This is a genomic window from Micromonospora sp. NPDC006766 (genome assembly GCF_040636055.1).
GTDB lineage: Bacteria > Actinomycetota > Actinomycetes > Mycobacteriales > Micromonosporaceae > Micromonospora.
This window is the reverse complement of record NZ_JBEYIX010000002.1, coordinates 365,829-385,731: the sequence shown is the minus strand read 5'-3', so window position 1 is coordinate 385,731 and position 19,903 is coordinate 365,829. Positions and strand designations below refer to the sequence as shown.

At 72.4% G+C, this 19,903-nt stretch carries 13 protein-coding genes; all 13 read right to left on the bottom strand.

The window, feature by feature from the left end; genetic code table 11:
• Nucleotides 1-132: 132 nt before the first annotated feature.
• The 13 genes from ABZ671_RS05595 to ABZ671_RS05535 all read right to left on the bottom strand — a co-directional run bounded on the left by ABZ671_RS05595 (nucleotide 133) and on the right by ABZ671_RS05535 (nucleotide 19,606).
• Entirely contained in the window at nucleotides 133-2,490 is a 2,358-nt protein-coding gene (locus tag ABZ671_RS05595; protein WP_357851685.1) for a transketolase C-terminal domain-containing protein, read from the bottom strand.
• A gap of 168 nt (nucleotides 2,491-2,658) precedes the next feature.
• Nucleotides 2,659-4,155 carry an Asp-tRNA(Asn)/Glu-tRNA(Gln) amidotransferase subunit GatB gene (gene gatB, locus ABZ671_RS05590; RefSeq protein ID WP_357851682.1) on the bottom strand — a complete coding sequence of 499 codons (1,497 nt, stop codon included), beginning with the start codon at nucleotides 4,153-4,155 and terminating at the stop codon, nucleotides 2,659-2,661.
• 85 nt (nucleotides 4,156-4,240) lie between these two features.
• Entirely contained in the window at nucleotides 4,241-5,536 is a 1,296-nt protein-coding gene (locus ABZ671_RS05585) for a transposase (protein ID WP_357851747.1), read from the bottom strand.
• Nucleotides 5,537-5,760: 224 nt separating this feature from the next.
• Nucleotides 5,761-7,161 (bottom strand): Ig domain-containing protein, encoded by a 1,401-nt coding sequence (locus ABZ671_RS05580; protein WP_357851679.1) that lies wholly within the window; start codon nucleotides 7,159-7,161, stop codon nucleotides 5,761-5,763.
• A gap of 200 nt (nucleotides 7,162-7,361) precedes the next feature.
• Nucleotides 7,362-8,837, bottom strand: coding sequence for an Asp-tRNA(Asn)/Glu-tRNA(Gln) amidotransferase subunit GatA (gatA, locus tag ABZ671_RS05575; protein WP_357851676.1), 1,476 nt, complete (start codon nucleotides 8,835-8,837; stop codon nucleotides 7,362-7,364).
• The gene (gene gatC / locus ABZ671_RS05570; protein ID WP_357851673.1) at nucleotides 8,834-9,139 is read right to left on the bottom strand and encodes an Asp-tRNA(Asn)/Glu-tRNA(Gln) amidotransferase subunit GatC; all 306 of its coding nucleotides are present in this window, start codon (nucleotides 9,137-9,139) and stop codon (nucleotides 8,834-8,836) included. Before gatC ends, gatA begins: the two co-directional genes overlap by 4 nt.
• A 157-nt stretch (nucleotides 9,140-9,296) precedes the next feature.
• Complete coding sequence (locus ABZ671_RS05565; RefSeq protein WP_357851670.1) at nucleotides 9,297-11,732, bottom strand: EAL domain-containing protein; 2,436 nt, start codon at nucleotides 11,730-11,732, stop codon at nucleotides 9,297-9,299.
• A 163-nt stretch (nucleotides 11,733-11,895) separates the two neighbouring features.
• A complete protein-coding gene (ligA, locus tag ABZ671_RS05560) occupies nucleotides 11,896-14,031 on the bottom strand; it encodes an NAD-dependent DNA ligase LigA (protein ID WP_357851667.1) in 2,136 nt (711 codons plus the stop codon).
• 120 nt (nucleotides 14,032-14,151) lie between these two features.
• Nucleotides 14,152-15,156, bottom strand: a complete 1,005-nt coding sequence (locus tag ABZ671_RS05555) for a methionine synthase (protein ID WP_357851664.1) — start codon at nucleotides 15,154-15,156, stop codon at nucleotides 14,152-14,154.
• A gap of 323 nt (nucleotides 15,157-15,479) precedes the next feature.
• Complete coding sequence (gene mnmA, locus ABZ671_RS05550; RefSeq protein ID WP_357851661.1) at nucleotides 15,480-16,553, bottom strand: tRNA 2-thiouridine(34) synthase MnmA; 1,074 nt, start codon at nucleotides 16,551-16,553, stop codon at nucleotides 15,480-15,482.
• Nucleotides 16,554-16,590: 37 nt separating this feature from the next.
• The gene (locus ABZ671_RS05545) at nucleotides 16,591-17,766 is read right to left on the bottom strand and encodes a cysteine desulfurase family protein (RefSeq protein ID WP_357851658.1); all 1,176 of its coding nucleotides are present in this window, start codon (nucleotides 17,764-17,766) and stop codon (nucleotides 16,591-16,593) included.
• A gap of 89 nt (nucleotides 17,767-17,855) precedes the next feature.
• Complete coding sequence (locus tag ABZ671_RS05540; RefSeq protein WP_357851655.1) at nucleotides 17,856-18,815, bottom strand: electron transfer flavoprotein subunit alpha/FixB family protein; 960 nt, start codon at nucleotides 18,813-18,815, stop codon at nucleotides 17,856-17,858.
• A gap of 11 nt (nucleotides 18,816-18,826) precedes the next feature.
• Complete coding sequence (locus tag ABZ671_RS05535; protein ID WP_357851652.1) at nucleotides 18,827-19,606, bottom strand: electron transfer flavoprotein subunit beta/FixA family protein; 780 nt, start codon at nucleotides 19,604-19,606, stop codon at nucleotides 18,827-18,829.
• Nucleotides 19,607-19,903: the final 297 nt, after the last annotated feature.

The window sequence follows — 19,903 nt, the reverse complement described above, 5'->3', positions numbered from 1 at the left end:
GTCGATCATGGAGTTGTGGTGTCCGATTCTGCCGGGTTCACGGCTTTCGCGAACAACCACAACTCCATGATCGCGGCGGAGGGGGGTGGGGTGGGGGTGGGGTGGGGTGGGGGTGGGGTGGGGTGGGGGTTGTTAGCGGAGGGAGAGGGCGGCTAGGGCGGCGTTGACGATGCTGCCGGGTAGCAGGTCGTGCAGGTCGTACAGCTCTTGGACGCTGCCGGACTGGCCGAACTCGTCCACCCCGAGCGGGACCGCCGGGGCGGCGAGGGCCGAGCCGAGCCAGGCCATCGCGTGCGACGCCGCGTCGTGCACGGTCACCACCGGCACCCGGTCGACGAAGGCCGACCGCAGCGCGCCGGGCACGCTCGGCACGGTCGCCGTGCGTACGCCCTGGCGCAGGGTCCGCTGCCAGGCCCGGTAGAGCCGGTCCAGGCTCGTCACGTCGATCACGTGCGCGGCGATGCCCTCCTCGGCCAGCTCGGCGGCGGCGGCGAGGACCTCGGGCAGCACCGCGCCGGAGGCGGCGAGCTGCACGACCGGGGCGTCCGCCAGGTGCGGGTACGCCTCGTGCGCGTCCACCAGCCGGTACGCCCCGGCCACCACCTGCCGGCGCAGCACCGCGTCACCGAGCCGGGCCCGGGCCGCCTCGAACGGCGCCTGGTCGATCGGCCGGGTGCTGAGCCGGAAGTAGTACGCCCCGTCCTCGGCCGGTGCGGCGGTGGCGGCGGGCGCCGCCCCCTGCGCGATCTGGCCGAGCGCGTCGCAGAGCAGCCAGTCGAGGCTGCCGGCGTACGCGGGCTCGAGGAAGGTGACGCCGGGCAGCTCCAAGCCGACCGAGGCGGTGATGGTGGACTGGTGGGCGCCGCCCTCCGGGGCGAGCGTGATGCCGGACGGGGTGCCGGCGACCACGAACCGGGAACCGGAGTAGGTGCCGTAGAGGAAGGCGTCCAGGCCGCGCAGCACGAACGGGTCGTAGACCGTGCCGACCGGCAGCAGCGGCTGCCCGGACAGGTCCCACGACAGACCGAGCTGACCGAGCAGCAGGAACAGGTTCATCTCGGAGATGCCCAGCTCGATGTGCTGGCCCGCCGGGCTCTCCGTCCAGCGCAGCATCCGGTCCTCGGTCCAGGACCGCTGCTCGGTGGGGGCGAACACGCCGGTCTTGTTGATGAACCCGGCCAGGTTGGTGGAGGTGGCCACGTCCGGTGCGGTGGTGACCAGGTAGGGGGCCACGTTCGCGTCCCGGGCCAGGTCGACCAGCACCCGGCCGAAAACCTCCTGGGTGGAGACGGGCTTGTTCGCGCGTACCCTCGTGGTTTCGGGCACGGTGACCCCCAGCGCCCGCTCGCGCGGCGCGCGGGACAGCGCCTCCCGGCGCGCGGCGGCCCGGATGCCGGCCGGGGACGCCGGGTCGAGGCGGTCCCACTCGGTCTCGGCCGTCAGGCCGTGCGCGACGCGCAGCGCGTCGACCTGCTCGGTGGTGAGCAGCGCGGAGTGGTTGCGCGGGTTGCCGGCGATCGGCAGCCCCCAGCCCTTGACGGTGTAGGCGAAGACCACGCTGGGCCGGTCGGTGACCGCGTCGCACTGGGCGTACGCGTCGAGCATCGCCTCGAGGTCGTGCCCGCCCAGGTCGGTAACGAGCGGGCCCAACTCGTCGTCGGGAATGTCGGCCACGAAGGCGGACACCTCGGCCGGAGCGCCGTCGAGGAACTGCTTGCGCAGGTCCGCTCCGGCGAGCCCGAACAGCGACTGGTACTGCTCGTTCGGCATCCGGTCGATCCAGTCGCGCAGCGCCTCGCCGCCCGGCCGGGCGTACGCCTCGGCGAGCTTGCGGCCGTACTTGACCTCGACGACGTGCCAGCCGGCGGCCTCGAACTGGCCGCGCCACTGGTTGATCCGGATGCCCGGAACAACCCGATCCAGCGACTGGCGGTTGAAGTCGACCAGCCACATCACGTTGCCCAGCCCAGTGGTGGCCGGGTCGGCGACGGCCTCCCAGATGTTGCCCTCGTCCAGCTCGGCGTCGCCGATGAGGGCGACGAACCGGGAGCTCGGCCGCTCGCCGAAGTGGGCGTCGACGTAGCGGCGGGTGACCGCGGCGAACAGCGGTGCGGCGGCGCCCAGGCCCACCGAGCCGGTCGAGAAGTCCACCTCGTCCGGGTCCTTGGTCCGCGACGGGTACGACTGCAACCCGCCGCGCGCCCGCAGCTTCGGCAGGTACGACCGGTCCAGGTTGCCGAGCAGGTACTGGATGGCGTGGAAGACGGGCGAGGCGTGCGGCTTGACCGCGACCCGGTCCTCGCCGTTCAGGTGGGCGAACCAGAGCGCGGTCATCGAGGTGACCAGGGAGGCGCTGGACGCCTGATGGCCACCGACCTTCACCCCGTCGCCCGTGTTCCGGTCATGGTTGGCCGCGTCCACGATGCGGGTGGCGAGCCAGAGCACCCGCCGCTGGATCTCGTCGAGGACGTCGAGGTCGTGCTGGTTCACGATGACTCCATCCGGGCGTCGCCGTTGACGCCCACGCGAGGGAACGGCGCGGATCACGCGCCTGGTCGAAACGGTCGGAGGCCGCCGCCGGGTCACGGCGGCGGCCTTCCGGGAGGGTGTTAAGAGGGGGCCCCTCCTATGCACGAGGCGTTAAGAAGGGGCCCTTCCTTACGCCTGGCCGAGGCGCGCCAGGATCAGGTCGCGGACGGTCTTGGCGTCCGCCTGGCCGCGGGTGGTCTTCATGACCGCGCCGACCAGGGCGCCGGCCGCGGCGACCTTGCCGCTACGGATCTTGTCGGCGACGTCCGGGTTGGCGGCGATCGCCTCGTCCACGGCGGCGGTCAGCGCGCCGGTGTCGGAGACCACCTCCAGGCCCCGGTTGGTCATGATCTCGGTCGGCGAGCCCTCGCCGACCACCACGCCCTCCAGGACGGTACGGGCCAGCTTGTCGTTGAGCTTGCCAGCGTCGACCAGGCCCTGCAGCTCGGCTACCTGCGCCGGGGTGGCCCCGATGTCGGCGAGCTCGACGCCGGTCTCGTTGGCCCGGCGGGACAGCTCGCCCAGCCACCACTTGCGGGCGGCGGCCGGGGTGGTGCCGGCGGCCACGGTGGCCTCGATCAGCTCGACCGCACCGGCGTTCAGCACGGACTGCATGTCCAGGTCGGACAGGCCCCACTGCTCCTGCAGCCGGCGGCGGTGCAGCCGGGGCAGCTCCGGCAGGGCGGCCTTCAGCTCGGCCACCCAGGCGGTGTCCGGGGCGAGCGGGACCAGGTCGGGCTCCGGGAAGTAACGGTAGTCGGTGGCGGTCTCCTTGGACCGGCCGGGCGTGGTGTCCCCGGTGTCCTCGTGGAAGTGCCGGGTCTCCTGGGTGATCTTGCCGCCGGCGTCGAGCACCGACGCCTGGCGCAGCATCTCCGAGCGGACCGCCCGCTCGACCGAGCGCAGCGAGTTGACGTTCTTGGTCTCGGTGCGGGTGCCCCACTCCTCGCCCGGCCTGTTCAGCGAGGTGTTGACGTCGCAGCGCAGCGAGCCCTCCTCCATCCGGACGTCGGAGACGCCCAGCGAGCGGAGCACGTCGCGCAGCTCGGTGACGTACGCCCGGGCCACCTCCGGCGCGAGCGCGCCGGTGCCGGGGATCGGCTTGGTGACGATCTCGACGAGCGGAATGCCGGCCCGGTTGTAGTCGACCAGCGACTCGGTCGCGCCGTGGATCCGGCCGGTGGCGCCACCGACGTGCAGCGTCTTGCCGGTGTCCTCCTCCAGGTGCACCCGCTCGATGCCGATCCGCACCAGCTCGCCGTTGACCTCGACGTCCAGGTAGCCGTCGAAGCAGAGCGGCTCGTCGTACTGGCTGATCTGGAAGTCCTTCGGCATGTCCGGGTAGAAGTAGTTCTTCCGGGCGAACCGGCACCACTGCGCGATCGAGCAGTTCAGCGCCAGCCCGATCCGGATGGTCGCCTCGATGGCGGCCTTGTTGGCCACCGGCAGCGAGCCGGGCAGGCCCAGGCAGACGGGGCAGACCCGGGTGTTCGGCTCGCCGCCGAAGTCGGTCGGGCAACCGCAGAACATCTTGGTGTTCGTGCCCAGCTCGACGTGGGTCTCCAGGCCGATCACCGGTTCGTACCGCGCGACGACCTCGTCGTACACGGGCAGCGTCGTGGTCATCAGATACTCCAGCTTTCGGGCGGCAGCCGGCGCGCGGCGGCATCCGGAAACAACGGGCCAAGCCTAGTGCGGTGTTCACTAACGTTCACCGGGGGTCCGATGGTGTTGTAAATCCTCGCCGATTGGCGAGCGACTCCCCATCACCGGGTGGTGGTGGGGCGGGCCTCCGCAGGCCAACTGATCCTCGCGCCGCCACGAGTGGGCGACGGGGATCACGCCGGGACCGGCCGGCACCGGGTAGGTGCCGGCCGGCTCGACGGTGCGTGACCACCTCCGGCAGCACAACGGCTGTTGAAGTGGTGGGTCCGCCGCCCGGGGTGCGGGTGGCGATGATGGCGGCCGCGACCAGGTCGCGGTGCCCGGAGAAGCGGCAGTGCGGGCAGGTCAGAGTCCGCCCACGGGGTTTCGGCACCCGCCGGAGGCAGGCGGGGCAGGTCGACGAGGTGCCTCGTTCGTTAACTGGGTCGACAACGATGCCCGCTTGGGTGGCCTTGTCTTCCAGGACTTGCCGAAGACGGCCGATCTGCCACTGCCGCAACCGCAGGTTGTGCCGCCGCCCCGCATCGATGTCGAGGACCCCGCGCGGGTCGCCGACCTTGAGCACACCAACCCGCTGCTCAACGGCCCAGGCGACGACCATTCCGGCGGCCTCGTGCTGGGCCTGCCGGACCCGCCGCCGATGCCGGCCCTCCACCAATCGTGCCCGGCGCCGGTACCTGCGCCACCGCCGCGACCCCTCCTGGCCGGGTTTTGGCGCTCGGTGGGCGACCGCACGGCGGCGAGTTTTCGTGTCGGCCAGGTGCATGCGGTGCTCGGCGCGGATCGCCCGCCCCGACACCAACAGGCCCTCACCATCCGGGCCGGCCACGGCATAGGGGTGGATGATTCCGAGATCCACCCCGGCGACCCGGCCTGGGTCCGGCCCCTCACCCGGCGCATAGGTGGCCACCGGGACTTCGGCGGTCACGTCCAGGAATAGGCGACCGCCCTCACACAGCAGAGTGACCGACCGAATCTGATCGACCGGATACGGCACTTCCCGCGCCAACCTGACCCACAACGGCGGTCTGCCCTTGACCACCGGGATCCGCACCCGCCGCTCGTCAAGGCCAAAGGTGCCGTGATACCAACGCACCGGCATTACCCCACGGCGGCGGCGCGGAAACCGCGCCGACGAATCACCCTCCCTGCGGCGTTTCGCTGCGGCGAACCACGCATCCGAGAACCGGCGCAACACCGACCGGGCACCCGCCGAATCCAACTCGCCGAACGTGCCCGGCCCCGACTCGGCCAGCTCCCGAAACAACTCCTTATAACCAGCCAGCGGCACGTCGCGACGGTGGCGCCGCCACCCGTTGATCTCCAACACGCACGCCCACACGTCACCGGCCGAGCGCAACAGCCCGAAACACCGCCGCCGCTGCCCAGCCGTCACCCGCAGAGCGACACGCGCCGTGCGATGCACGACCCGAGGCGCGGCTGGATCCCTACGGCGAGGCACGAACAACACCCAACACCACCGGTACGACAACTCTCTGCAGCGCCAACCCGGCGAACGTTAGTGGACACCACATGCCGCTCGGCCTGCCCCGCCTCGGTGGGGCGTCACCCACCCGCCGTGAACCGCTGGCGGCGGACGCGGACCGCGATGAGGACCATCCCACCGATGGCGATCGCGGCGACGCCCAGCAGCAGCATGCTGGCCAGGTTCGATCCGGTGATCGGAAGCCCGGGCCCGGCCGTGGCCGACGGCGTCGCCGTCCCCGGCGTGCCCGGCGAGGTCGACGTCGGGTCTGGCGTCGGAGTCGCCGTCGCCGTCGCCGTCGGGGTCGGGGTCGGGGTTGGGGTCGGCGAGGAGGGCGCGGCGCCGATGACGACGGTCACCTCGGCCGTGGCGCTCGTCGCCCTGCCGGTTGCCTTGACCGTGAAGGTGAAGCTGCCCTCGGTCTTCGGAGTGCCGCTGAGCGCGCCGTCCGCGCCGAGGTCGAGCCCACCAGGAAGGTCGCCGGCGGCCACACTGAACGTGATGTTGGAGTCGCCGGCGGCCGTGAACCGGAACGAGTACGCCTTACCGACCGTGCCCTTGGGCGGCGCCCCCGACGTGATGGTGGCTGCCGGGTCGGCGATGACGACCGTGACGTCCTGCTCGACGTAGAAGCCGTTCGCGTCGATCAGCCGAACCTCGAACTGGTAGCTGCCCGTGGCGGTCGGCGTGCCCGACATGGTCCGCGCCAGCGACGCCAACGCCAATCCCGGCGGCAACGCACCCGCCCGCAACGCCAACGTGTACGGCGCGGTGCCGCCCGAGGCCGTGAACGTGTGCGTCGGGTACGGCTGACCGATGTACCAAGGCGAGGTGGGTACGCCCGAGGTCATGGTGATCGTGGGTGCCACCACCACGACGGTCACATCCTGCTCGGCGTAGAAGCCGTGCGCGTCAGTCAGCCGGATCTCGAAATCGTAGGTGCCCGGCGTGGTCGGCGTGCCCGACAAGGTCCGCGCCAGCGACGCCAACGCCATCCCCGGCGGCAACGCACCCGCCCGCAACGCCAACGTGTACGGCGCGGTGCCACCCGACGCCGTGAACGTGTGCGTCGGATACGCCTCATAGGCAGTGACCGGGGACGCCGGGGCACCCGAGGTGATGGTGATCTTCGGTGCGACCACCACGATGGTGACGGCCTGCTCCGCGTAGAGGCCGGCCGAATCGGTCAGCCGAATCTCGAAATCGTAGGTGCCCGGCGTGGTCGGCGTGCCCGACAAGGTCCGCGCCAGCGACGCCAACGCCATCCCCGGCGGCAACGCACCCGCCCGCAACGCCAACGTGTACGGCGCGGTGCCACCCGACGCCGTGAACGTGTGCGTCGGATACGTCTCGTAGGCGGTGACCGAAGAGGTGGGCGGGCCGGACGTGATGGTGATGGTCGCGGCAGCCGCCGGCTGAGCCGTGCCGAAGAGCAGCGCCAGGAGCACGCAGAAAATCATGATGGGCTGCAGCTTCTTCATCGCCCCGTCCAGGAAATTGATCGAGCAAGGCAGTCGCGGTTGCCAGGGGAATCCGACAATATCCAATCAGGACCAGGGGTGAGGCGTAATGGATCGAACGGTGACCGCGTGTCGCCGGGTGGCGCCGTAGCCCGGCTTGACGCCACGGCCGGCGTCGACGGGAGTTTCCCGTCGACGCCGGCCGTGGCGGTGCGTGCGCGTCAGAGCGCGGGCGGGGTGAACGTGCCGACCGCGGACTCCAGGGCGGCGGCGACCCGGTACATCCGGTCGTCGGCCATCGTCGGCGCCATGATCTGGAAACCGACCGGCAGCCCCTCGGAGAGGCCACACGGAACCGAGATGGCCGGACCGCCGTACAGGTTGGTCGGAATGGTGAACAGGTCGGCCAGGTACATCTGGTACGGGTCGGAGGTGCGCGCCCCGATCGGAAACGCCACGAACGGGGTGGTCGGCGAGATGAGCGCGTCCACTCGCTCGAAGGCCGCGGTGAAGTCCCGGGTGATCAGGGTGCGGACCTTCTGCGCCTGGCCGTAGTAGGCGTCGTAGTAGCCCGAGGAGAGGGCGTACGTGCCGATCATGATGCGCCGCTTGACCTCGGGACCGAAGCCGGCCTCGCGGGTCAGCGACATGACCTCCTCCAGCGACCGGTTGCCGTCGTCGCCGACCCGCAGGCCGAACCGGACGCCGTCGAACCGGGCCAGATTCGAGGAGCACTCGCTCGGCGCGATCAGGTAGTACGCCGGCAGCGCGTACTTGAAGTGCGGGCAGGAGACCTCGACGATCTCGGCGCCCAGCTTGGCCAGGGCCTCCGCGGACTCGCGGAACGCGGCCATCACGCCCGGCTCGGCGCCCTCGCCGGTGAACTCGGTGACCACGCCGAGCTTGACGCCGGTCAGGTCGCCGGTCGCGCCCAGCTTCGCCGCGCCGACCACGTCCGGCACGGGAGCCGGGATGGAGGTGGAGTCACGCGGGTCGTGCCCGCCGATCACCTGGTGCAGCAGCGCGGCGTCCAGCACCGTACGGGCGCACGGGCCGGGGGTGTCCAGCGAGGAGGAGAAGGCGACCAGTCCGTACCGGGAGGTGCCGCCGTAGGTGGGCTTCGCGCCGACGGTGCCGGTGACCGCGCCCGGCTGGCGGATCGAGCCGCCGGTGTCCGAGCCGATCGACAGCGGCGCCTCGTACGCGGCGAGGGCCGCGGCGCTGCCGCCGCCGGAGCCGCCCGGAATGCGGTCGAGGTCCCACGGGTTACGCGTCGGCCCGTACGCGGAGTATTCGGTGGAAGAGCCCATCGCGAACTCGTCCATGTTGGTCTTGCCGAGCATCACCGTGCCCGCGTCGCGCAGCCGCTGCACGATCGTCGCGTCGTACGGCGGGCGCCAGCCCTCGAGGATCTTCGAGCCGACGGTGGTCGGCACGCCCTTGGTGGTGAGCACGTCCTTCACGGCGACGGGCACGCCCGCGAGGGGGCCCAACTCGTCGCCGGCCGCCCGGCGCTCGTCGACCGCACGGGCAGCGGCCAGCGCGCCCTCGGTGTCGACGTGCAGGAACGCGTGCACCCGGTCCTCGACGGCGGCGATCCGGTCCAGGTGGGCCCGGGTCACCTCGACGGCGGAGGTATCCCCGCTCGCCACGAGCCCCGCGATCTCACTCGCGGTCAGTCTGGTCAGGTCGCTCATGAGGCCACATCCTCGTCCAGAATCCGCGGAACGCGGAACCGCTGCTCCTCGACGTCGGGCGCACCCGACAACGCCTCCTGCGAGGTCAGCCCGGGCACCACCACGTCCTCACGCAGGACGTTGGTCAGCGGCACCGAGTGGGAGGTCGGCGGGATGTCCGCCGCGGCGACCTCACCGACCTGGGCCACCGACTGGAGGATCACGTCGAGCTGGCCGGCGAACGTGTCCAGCTCCTCCTCGGTGACGGCGAGCCGCGACAGTCGCGCGAGATGCGCGACCTCCTCGCGGGAGATGGCGGCCATGACGACCCCTTCCTGGCTGAGTGCTGCGTGCCCGACCTGCCCGCGTGCCGCGCAGGTGGTGCCGCGCCGAGTCTATGTGTCTGGCCCTCCGGCGGTGCCTCCGGCTCCCCGGGCGGCGACCGCCCGAGGCGGCCGGCCCGCACCGCCGGGGAAGTGGTCAACCACGCGGATGCTGACGCTGCCCCTCCGCGTCGGCGGCCGCCACCGGGTGGACCGGGCGGTAGCGGGCCAGCCAGGCGACCAGCTCCCCGGCCGGCATCGGCCGGGCGTGGAACCAGCCCTGGGCGATGTCGCAGCCGGCGGCGTGCAGCAGCCGCCAGGTGCGCTCGTCCTCCACGCCCTCGGCCACCACGCGCAGCCCGAGCGCCCCGGCCAGTTCGATCATCGACCGGACGATCGCCGCGTCGTCCGGGTCCTCGACCATGCCGAGGACGAACGACCGGTCCACCTTCACCTCGGACAGCGGCAGCCGGCGCAGGTGCTGCAACGACGAGTAGCCGGTGCCGAAGTCGTCCAACGCGATGCCCACGCCGATCCGGTGCAGCTGCGAGATGCTGGCCAGCACCCGCCGCGGGTCGGCCATCAGGGCACCCTCGGTGATCTCCACCTGGAGCCGGTCCGGGGGTACGCCGTAGCCGGCGAGCCGGTCGGCGATCTGGTCGGCGATCTCGCCGGTGTGCAGGTCCCGGACGCTGACGTTGAGCGCGGCCCGCAGCGTGATGCCGGCCGCCGACCACTTGGCGAGCTGCCCCACCACGTCGTTCACCACCCGCCGGGTGAGCAGCCGCATCACCGCGCTCTGCTCGGCGACCTGGATCAGCTCCCCCGGGTCGACCATGCCCCGGCGCGGGTGCCGCCAGCGCAGCAACGCCTCGACCCCGACCACCTCACCGGTGGCGATCTCGATCTGCGGCTGGTAATACATCGTGATCTCACCCGGGTCCCCGGCCGGGTCGTCCGTGCCGCCGGCCACGGGCGGACCATCGATGTGGAGGCCGGCAACGGCCTCGTTGGTGGCGGCGTCCCGGCCGGCCCGACGGCGGATCGGATCGGCGTTGGCGACGATCCGGTTGATCAGCTCGTCGTCGTGCGGTGCCTCGACGCGTTCGCGCCGCCGCAGCCGCCACCGCCCCGACTCGTCGCCCGGCCGGGTCTCGCCGCCGGCACGGCCACCGTTGCGGGGCAGGGCCCGTCCGTTGCGGGTGGGCCCGGCCAGGCCAGGCGCGGGAGCGAGGGCGGCACCGTCACCCCCGCGTACGCCGGGTGTTTCCTCGGCGGCGACCGCCGGCGTGGCCTCCAGGACGCGGCGCAGGTCGGCGAGGAGGCTGAGCCGTTCCGCGGAGTTGTGGTCGGACTCGGCCGCGTACACGGCAACGGTGTCGTTGCGGTGCTTGGCGTCGTACATGGCCACGTCGGCGTGGCGCATCAGGGTGACGAAGTCCTCGCCGTGCTCGGGAAAGATCGCGATGCCGATCGAGCCGCCCACGTCCAGCGGCAGCCCGTCCAGCGGTACCGGTTCGGCCAGCGCGGCGACCACCCGGTCGGCCAGCTCACGCGCGTCGTCGGTGCCGGTGAGCCGGGGTACGACGATGGCGAACTCGTCGCCGCCGAGGCGGGCCACCAGGTCGCCCTCGCCCACCACGCCGGTCAGCCGGGCGCTCACCTCGACCAGCAGCCGATCGCCCACCGCGTGCCCGAGGGCATCGTTGACGTGCTTGAACCGGTCCAGGTCGAGCAGCAGCAGGGCCAGGTGGGCGTCCGGCGCGCCGCGGGCGGCCCGTTCGGCGTGCAGGTGCACCTGCTCGGCCACCTCGGCGAGCAGCGCCTTGCGGTTGGGCAGCCCGGTGAGCGGGTCGAGGGCCGCCAACTGCTCCCGCTCGGTGGAGAGCCGGGCCATTCGATACACGGCGAACAGCGGCACCAGCACCAGCGGGATCAGCGCGGCGCTGGCCCGGGCGGCGGCGATCAGCACCGGGGCGAGCAGCAGCAGCGAGCCGGTGGAGAGCAGTTCATATCCCAGGCCGAGCCGGACCCGGGGCCACCAGCGGGCGCCGAAGCGCAGCCGGATCGCGGTGGTGACCAGGCCGTAGTTGACCGCGAACCAGGCCGCGGCGGCGCCGCCCACCGCCGCCACTTCCGCCCAGTGCAGCTGCCCGCCGTGGAAGAGGTCGCCGGCACCGAGCCGGGTGACCAGGTACGCGGCGCCGAGCGCGCAGGCGTACTGGGCGGCGTTGAAGCCGGTCCGCCACAGGGCGTATCCCAGCCGCCAGCCGGAGACGGCCACCGCCACAGCCTGCACGGCGACGGCCGGGCCGAGCCCCCAGCCGAGCAGGATGGCGAAGGTGAAGCAGGTCGACGGGAAGACCGCCGAGGCCCGACGCCGGCCGGGTGGCACGAACGGTCGGGCGTCACAGGCGACGGCGAGCGCCGCCATGGTCCAGAACGCGGCCGGCAGGTCGGGCAGCCGGTCGGGCAGCCGGGCCAGTGGACCGGCCGAGACGAGCACGGCCAGGACACCGACCGCGACGACGAACCCGAAGAACGGCGCGCCCCGCCCGGGCGGTACGGAGTTGCGCGGGTCGCCGGTCTCCATCGCACCTCCCGGGGACGGCCCAGGCGTGTGCCGTTCACACGCCGTACGCCAATCAAACGCCCTCGGGGTCGAATTCCCCCACACGACAGTCACGAATCGGTCGGAGTCGTAATTAAGTTGGTATACGCGGTGACGCCCCGCAAGTTTCACCTCGCGCCTGGTGTCAGCCCTCGACGCGGGCCACCTCCCGGGCCGCTTCCGGGCCGGACTCCAGCAGCACCCGGAAACCCTCCTCGTCGAGGACCGGCAGTTTCAGGCTGGCCGCCTTGTCGGCCTTGGAGCCGGGATTGTCCCCGACCACCACGAAGCTGGTCTTCTTGGAAACCGAACCGGTGACCTTGCCGCCCCGGCTCTGGATCGCCTCGGAGGCCTGGTCCCGGCTGAACCCGGCCAGGGTGCCGGTCACCACCACGGTCACCCCTTCGAGGGGGCGCGGCCCCTCCTCGCCGGCCTCCTCGGCCATCCGTACGCCGGCCTCGGCCCACTTGCGGACGACCTCCTGGTGCCAGTCGACGGCGAACCATTCCTTGAGGCTGGCGGCGATGGTCGGGCCGACGCCGTCCACCGAGGACAGCTCCTCCTCGCCGGCGGTCTTGATCGCCTCGATCGAGCGGAAGTGCCGGGCGAGGGCCTGCGCCGCGGTCGGGCCGACGTGCCGGATGGAGAGCGCGACCAGCACCCGCCACAGGTCCCGTTCTTTGGCCACGGCCAGGTTGTCCAGCAGCTTGGTGGCGTTGCTGCCCAGGCTGCCGTCCTTGTTGACGAAGAACGGCGAACGGGCGAGCTGCTCGGCGTCGAGGGCGAACAGGTCGCCCTCGTCCTGGATGATCCCCGCGTCGAGCAGGGCCGCAGCGCCCTTGTAGCCGAGCACCTCGATGTCGAAGGCGCCCCGGCCGGCCAGGTGGAAGACCCGCTCCCGCAGCTGGGCGGGACAGCTGCGGGTGTTGGGGCAGCGGATGTCGACATCCGCTTCCTTCTCCGGTCGCAGCGGGGTGCCGCAGGCCGGGCAGGTGTCCGGCATGACGAACGGGCGGGCGTCGGCGGGGCGCAGGTCGACCACCGGGCCGAGCACCTCGGGGATGACGTCGCCGGCCTTGCGCAGCACCACGGTGTCGCCGATCAGCACGCCCTTGCGCTCCACCTCGCGGGCGTTGTGCAGGGTGGCCAGCGCGACCGTGGAGCCGGCCACGCGGACCGGTTCGAGGACGGCGAACGGGGTGACCCGGCCGGTGCGGCCGACGTTGACGTCGATGTCGAGCAGCTTGGTGGTCACCTCCTCCGGCGGGTATTTGAAGGCAATCGCCCAGCGCGGCGCGCGGCTGGTCGAGCCGAGCCGCCCCTGGATGGAAACCGGGTCGACCTTGACCACCACGCCGTCGATCTCGTGCTCGACGTCGTGCCGATGCGCGGCGTAGTGGCCGATGTATTCCGCCACCCCGGCCAGATCGGGCACCACTCGCCAGCGGTCGCTGGTCGGCAGCCCCCACGCCTTGAGCGCCGCGTACGACTCGGACTGCGTCGCCGGCTGGAAGCCCCGGCGGGCACCGATGCCGTGCACCACGAGGCGCAATGGCCGGGTGGCGGTGATCCGCGGGTCCTTCTGGCGCAGGCTGCCGGCGGCGGCGTTGCGCGGGTTGGCGAACGGCGCCTTGCCCTGCTCGACCAGGCCGGCGTTGAGGTCGGCGAAGGCGGCGACCGGGAAGTAGATCTCGCCGCGCACCTCCAGCAACTCCGGCACGTCCGGGAAGTCGTCGGCGGGGGTCAGCCGGGCCGGCACGCCCTTGATGCTGCGTACGTTGGCGGTGACGTCCTCGCCGGTGCGCCCGTCGCCCCGGGTGGCGGCCCGGACCAGCCGGCCCTTCTCGTAGGTCAGGTTGATGGCCAGGCCGTCGACCTTCAGCTCGCAGAGGTAGGGCGTCGGGCCGCCGGCGTCCCGCTCGACCCGCTCGGCCCAGGCGGCCAGCTCCTCGTCGGCGAAGGCGTTGTCGAGCGAGAGCATCCGCTCGGCGTGGGTGACCGGGGTGAAGTCGGTGGAGAAGGTGCCGCCGACCCGCTGGGTCGGCGAGTCGGGGGTGCGCAGCGCCGGATATTCCGCTTCGAGCGCCTCCAGCTCGCGCAGCTGCCGGTCGAACTCGGCGTCGGTGATGGTCGGCGCGTCGAGCACGTAGTAGCGGTACTGGTGCTCGGTGAGCTCCTGACTCAGCGTGGCGTGCCGCTCCCGCGCCTGCGGGGTCGGCTCGGCGCCCGCCGCCGCCTCCTGCGCGGCGCTGACCGCCTGGGGAACCGCTTCCTCGGACACCCTGCCGCCTTGTGACACCGGTCGACCTCCCGTGATCGTGCTACCTCCGCACGGTAGCGGGCGGGGCTGACAATCGGCCCGTCACCTGCCCTGAGCTGGGCGCGGGCACCGAAGCAAACCTCATTCCTCGGCCAGACGCCGGCCGGCGTCCCGACAGGCGGTGAGGACCGCCCGGGCGTACGCCGGGGTGGCGCCGGCCAGGCCGCAGGCGGGGGTGACCACCACCTGTTCGGCGAGCCGGCGGCGGGGGAAGCCGAGCCGGTCCCAGAGCTGTCGTACCCGGTCGGCGACCTGGGCCGAGGTCGGCGCGCGACCGGTGGACGGGGGCAGCGTGGGCGCGGCGCCGGCCAGCAGCCCGAGGCCGGCGTCGATCGCCTCGCCGAGCGGATCCAGGTCGGTGACCAGGCCGAGGTCGAGGGCGACACCGACCGCCCCGGCGGCCCGGATCAGCTCCAGCGGCACGTCGGGCGCGCAGCAGTGCACCACGGTCGGCGTCCCGGCCGCCTCGATCACGCCGCGCAGCAGCGTCCGGGCGACTTCCGGTTCCACCGCCCGGTGGGTGCCGAAGCCGCTCTCGGTGGGCACCCGCCCGGCCAGCACCGCCGGCAGGGACGGCTCGTCGAGTTGGAGCAGCACCGATGCGCGGGGCAGGCGACGGGCGACCGCCGCGACGTGCCCGCGCAGCCCCTCGGCGAGCGAGCCGGCGAGGTCGCGGACCGCGCCCGGGTCGCGGAGCAGCCGGCCGCCGATCGGCAGCTCCAGCGAGGCGGCCAGGGTGAACGGGCCGGCCGCCTGGACCTTGACCGGGCCGGCGTACTCCTCGGCCTGCTCGGCGAGCTGGTCGAGGTCGCGTTCCATGAGGTCGCGGGCGCGGCGCAGGTCCCGGCCGGGGCGCGGGGCGATGCGCCAGCGGGCCGCGTACAGCTCGACCGGCAGTTCGACGAGGAGGCCGCCGGTCCGGCCGATCAGGTCCGCGCCGGGGCCCCGGGCGGGCAGCTCCGGCAGGTGCGGCAGGGCGGGCAGCTCGCCGAGCACGATGCGCTGTGCCTCGGCGATGTCGGTGCCGGGCAGCGAACCGATGGCGGTCGCCGCTCCAGCGGGCCAGGGCCAGGGCTGATCAGTCACCGCCGCAGACTATCCGCCAACCATTACGCCGCTGATGCGGACGTGGCGTGCGGTGGCGACCCCGGTGCGGTGCGCGGTGGCACGGACCCCTCGGCCGGCCGCCGCGCGAGGCGGGAGACATGCCTCCGACGACGCTTTCGAGCTGATAGCACCAACGACTCGCCCCCGTATCCGCCCCCCTCGGCACATCTCGGCCGCCTCCCACCGACGGGCGGGTGAATCGTTCACGACATCAGCTCGAAAGGCGGCGAAAACCGGGGTGCCGGCCGTGGCGTGACACGCCCGGCAGGGCGGGCCGCAGGAAAGAACAGGGAAAAGCCTGCTCAGTCGGTGATGGTGGCCGAGCCGAGCACCACGTCGCCTTCGGGGTCGGGACGGTAGGCCACGATCGCCTGGCCGGCGGCCACGCCCCGGACCGGACGGCGCAGCGACGCGTGCAGCTGCGCCGCGTCCAGCGACACGGTGGCCGGCACCACGTCACCGTGCGCCCGCAGCTGCACCTCACACTCGATCGGCGCGTCGGGCCGCTCGCCACCGGTCCAGACCGGGCGGGTGGCCCGGACCTGCGCGACCTCCAGCGACTCGGCCGGGCCGACGACCACCGTGTTGCTCTTCGGAGTGATGGAGAGCACGTAGCGGGGTCGACCGTCCGCAGCGGGCCGGTCCAGGTGCAGGCCGCGCCGCTGCCCGACGGTGTACTGGTAGGCGCCGGTGTGGCTGCCGACCACCGCACCGGTGAGCGCGTCGACCACGTCGCCCGGGGCCTCGCCGAGTCGCTGGGCGAGGAAGCCGCGGGTGTCGCCGTCGGCGATGAAGCAGATGTCGTGCGAGTCGGGCTTGTCGGCCACCGCGAGGCCACGCCGGGCGGCCTCCGCGCGTACCTCGGCCTTGGTGGAGTCGCCGAGCGGGAAGATCGACCGGTCGAGCTGCTCGCGGGTCAGCACCGCGAGGACGTACGACTGGTCCTTGGCCACGTCGACGCTGCGCCGCAGCAGGCCGTCCTGGCCGAGCCGGGCGTGGTGGCCGGTGACCACGGCGTCGAAGCCGAGGGCGACCGCCCGGTCGAGCACCGCGGCGAACTTGATCTTCTCGTTGCAGCGCAGGCACGGGTTCGGGGTACGACCGGCCGCGTACTCGGCGACGAAGTCGTCCACCACCTCGGAGTGGAACCGATCGGCCATGTCCCAGACGTAGAACGGGATGCCGATCACGTCGGCGGCCCGGCGGGCGTCCCGGGAATCCTCCAGGGTGCAGCAGCCCCGGGCGCCGGTGCGGTAGGTCTGCGGGTTGCGGGCCAGTGCCAGGTGCACACCGGTCACATCGTGCCCAGCCTCCACCGCCCGCGCCGCCGCCACGGCGGAGTCCACCCCGCCCGACATTGCCGCCAGAACCCTCACCGGCCCACTCCCCTCATCCCCACCGAGGGTATCCGGGTCAACGGGGGGTGCGGAGGGCGGCCGCGCGCCGGGCCCGCTCCACCGCGCCCGGCAGCGCGGCGATGAGCGCGTCGACGTCCGCCCGGGTGCTGGTGTTGCCGAGGCTGAACCGCAACGACGACCGGGCCCGGTCGTCGTCGGCGGCCATCGCCAGCAGCACGTGCGAGGGCTGAGCCACCCCGGCCGAGCACGCCGAGCCGGTCGAACAGGCGATGCCCTGGGCGTCCAGGAGGAGCAGCAGCGCGTCCCCCTCGCAGCCGGGGAAGGAGAAGTGGGCGTTGCCGGGCAGCCGATCGACCGGGTCGCCGTTGAAGACCACCTCGGGGACGGCCTGCCGGACCCGCTCGACCAGTTCGTCGCGAAGTGCGGTGACCCGGGTCGCGTACTCCTGCTGGCCCTTCACCGCGGCCTCGACGGCGATCGCGAAGGCCACGATGCCGGCGGTGTCGAGGGTGCCGGAGCGGACATCCCGCTCCTGGCCGCCGCCGTGCAGCAGCGGGGTGGCGGCGACGTCCCGGGCCAGCAGCAGCGCGCCGACGCCGGCCGGGCCGCCGAGCTTGTGCCCGGTGACGGTGAGCGCGGATACGCCGCTGGCGGCGAAGTCGACCGGCACCTGGCCGACCGCCTGGACCGCGTCGGTGTGGAACGGCACGCCGTGCTCGGCGGCGATCGCGGCCAGCTGGGCCACCGGCTGCACCGTGCCCACCTCGTTGTTCGCCCACATGGCGGTGACCACGGCGATCCGGTCGCCGTGCGCGGTCAGCTCGGTGCGCAGCTGCTCCGGGTCGAGCCGGCCGGCGGCGTCGACCGGCAGCCAGCCGACCTCTGCGCCCTCGTGCCCGGCCAGCCAGTCGACCGTGTCCAGCACGGCGTGGTGCTCGACGGCGCTGGAGACCACCCGGGCGCGGTCGGCGCGGTCGGCGCGGCGGGCCCAGAACACGCCTTTCACGGCAAGGTTGTCGCTCTCCGTACCGCCCGCGGTGAAGATCACTTCGGAGGGGCGGGCACCGAGCGCGGCGGCCACCCGCTCGCGGGACTCCTCCACCCGCCGCCGGGCGCGCCGGCCGGCCGCGTGCAATGACGACGGGTTGCCCACCTCGCGGGCCGTGGCGACGTACGCCTCGAGTGCCTCGTCGAGCATCGGGGTCGTCGCCGCATGATCCAGGTATGCCATCGCTGCTCAGCCTATCGGCCGAGCAGAGGAGCACCCTGACGGGCTGATCGGCGGGCTCGGCTCCCCGTCCCGCCGATCAGCTCCTCGGCTCACTTCCGCTTGCGGACTTCCTCGGCGGCCTGCGGGACGACCTTGAACAGGTCGCCGACCACGCCGTAGTCGGCCAGTTCGAAGATCGGCGCTTCGGCGTCCTTGTTGACCGCGACGATGGTCTTCGAGGTCTGCATGCCCGCCCGGTGCTGGATCGCGCCGGAGATGCCCAGTGCGATGTACAGCTGCGGGGACACGGTCTTGCCGGTCTGGCCGACCTGGAACTGGTGCGGGTAGAAGCCGGAGTCGACCGCCGCGCGGGACGCGCCGACCGCGCCGCCGAGCAGGTCGGCCAGCTCCTCGACGAGCTTGAAGTTGTCGGCGTTGCCGACCCCACGGCCGCCGGAGACCACGACCGAGGCCTCGGTGAGCTCCGGGCGCGTGCCCTTCTGCTCGGCGACCCGCTGCACCACCCGGGCCAGCTTGTCGGCCGCGCCGACGGTGACGGTGAGCTGCTCCACCGCCGGGGTGGCCGGGGCCGGGGCCGGGGTGAGCGAGTTCGGCCGGACGGTGACCAGCGGCAGCCCCTTGGTGACCTTGGACTTGACGATCGTGGAGCCGGCGAAGGCGACCTGCGTGGCGGTGCCGTCCGCGTCGAGCGCGACCACGTCGGTCAGAATGCCGTTGTCCAACTTCACGGCCAGCCGGGCGGCGATCTCCTTGCCCTCCTGTGACGAGGCCAGCAGCACCGCGCCAGGCTGCACCCGCTTGACGAGGTCGGCCAGCACGGTCGCCTTCGGCGCCACCAGGTAGCCGTCGATCTCCTCACCCTCGGCGGCGTAGATCTTGGCCGCGCCGTACTCGCCCAGCTTGGCGCTCAGCGCTTCGGCAGCGCCGGCGCCGCCGAGCACGACCGCGCTCGGGGTGCCCAGCTCGCGGGCGAGGGTGAGCATCTCCAGGGTGACCTTCTTGACGCCGAACTCCCGAGTGGCTTCGACGACGACGAGAACCTCAGACATGTCCAGACCCCTCACACGAACTTCTCGGTGGCGAGGAACTCGACCAGCTTCACGCCGCCGTCGCCCTCGTCGGTGATCTTCTCGCCGCCGGAGCGCGGCGGGCGCTTGGTGTGCTCGAGCACGGCGCTGGTCGCGCCGTCGAAGCCCACCTCCGTCGGGGCGACGCCCAGGTCGGCCAGAGACAGCGTCTGCACCGGCTTCTTCTTGGCGGCCATGATGCCCTTGAACGACGGGTAACGCGGCTCGTTGATGGTGTCCCACACCGACACCACGGCGGGGGTCGAGGCGGTGACCACCTCGTAGCCCTCCTCGGTCTGTCGCTCGACGGTCAGCGTCGACCCGTCGACGGTGAGCTTGCGCGCACCGGTCAGCGCGGCGGCACCCAGCCGCTCTGCGATCATGTGCGGCATGACCTGGACGCGGCCGTCGGTCGACTCGGCGCCGCAGATCACCAGATCCGCGCCCAGCTGACCGAGCGCGGCCGCCAGAACCTTCGAGGTGGCCAGGGCACAGGAGCCGTGCAGGGCGTCGTCCACCACGTGGACGGCCTTGTCCGGGCCCATGGACAGCGCCTTGCGGATCGACTCGGTCGCCCGATCCGGACCCATGGTCAGGATGGTGACCTCACCGCCGTGCGCCTCCTTGATCTTCAACGCCTCCTCGATGGCATACTCATCCATCTCATTGATGACGTTGCTCGCCGAGCCGCGGTCGACGGTGTTGTCGTCAGAACGCAGGCTGCGGTCCGCGCCCGAATCGGGCACCTGCTTGACGAGTACGACGATGTTCATCGCGCTTCGACGACCCTCCTGTTAGGTGTAGCGATCACTCGCCCGGCCACGGGCGCAGCCTCCCGCGAAACTTAACGACCGGTCAACCGCGGGCTGCTGTGCGGTTGCCCACGGGCCATGTTACCCACAAGTAGCATCCCCCGGCCGGGCACCTCAAAGTGACACAGGCCACCGGCATTTGTAACGGCGGGTAAGCTCCCGGATCGGGAGGTGGGGGCATATGTCCGAAATTGGGGCCGCAGCGACCGCGCCCGGCGTGGTCGAAGACACGCCCACCTGTCGCCGACTGCTCCCGGA

Coding starts and splice junctions, on each gene's coding strand:
- gatB (WP_357851682.1), bottom strand. CDS start 4,155: ATGACCACGACGCTGCCCGTGTACGACGAGGTCGTCGCGCGGTACGAA.
- ABZ671_RS05580 (WP_357851679.1), bottom strand. CDS start 7,161: ATGAAGAAGCTGCAGCCCATCATGATTTTCTGCGTGCTCCTGGCGCTG.
- gatA (WP_357851676.1), bottom strand. CDS start 8,837: ATGAGCGACCTGACCAGACTGACCGCGAGTGAGATCGCGGGGCTCGTG.
- gatC (WP_357851673.1), bottom strand. CDS start 9,139: ATGGCCGCCATCTCCCGCGAGGAGGTCGCGCATCTCGCGCGACTGTCG.
- ABZ671_RS05565 (WP_357851670.1), bottom strand. CDS start 11,732: ATGGAGACCGGCGACCCGCGCAACTCCGTACCGCCCGGGCGGGGCGCG.
- ABZ671_RS05545 (WP_357851658.1), bottom strand. CDS start 17,766: ATGGCATACCTGGATCATGCGGCGACGACCCCGATGCTCGACGAGGCA.
- ABZ671_RS05540 (WP_357851655.1), bottom strand. CDS start 18,815: ATGTCTGAGGTTCTCGTCGTCGTCGAAGCCACTCGGGAGTTCGGCGTC.
- ABZ671_RS05535 (WP_357851652.1), bottom strand. CDS start 19,606: ATGAACATCGTCGTACTCGTCAAGCAGGTGCCCGATTCGGGCGCGGAC.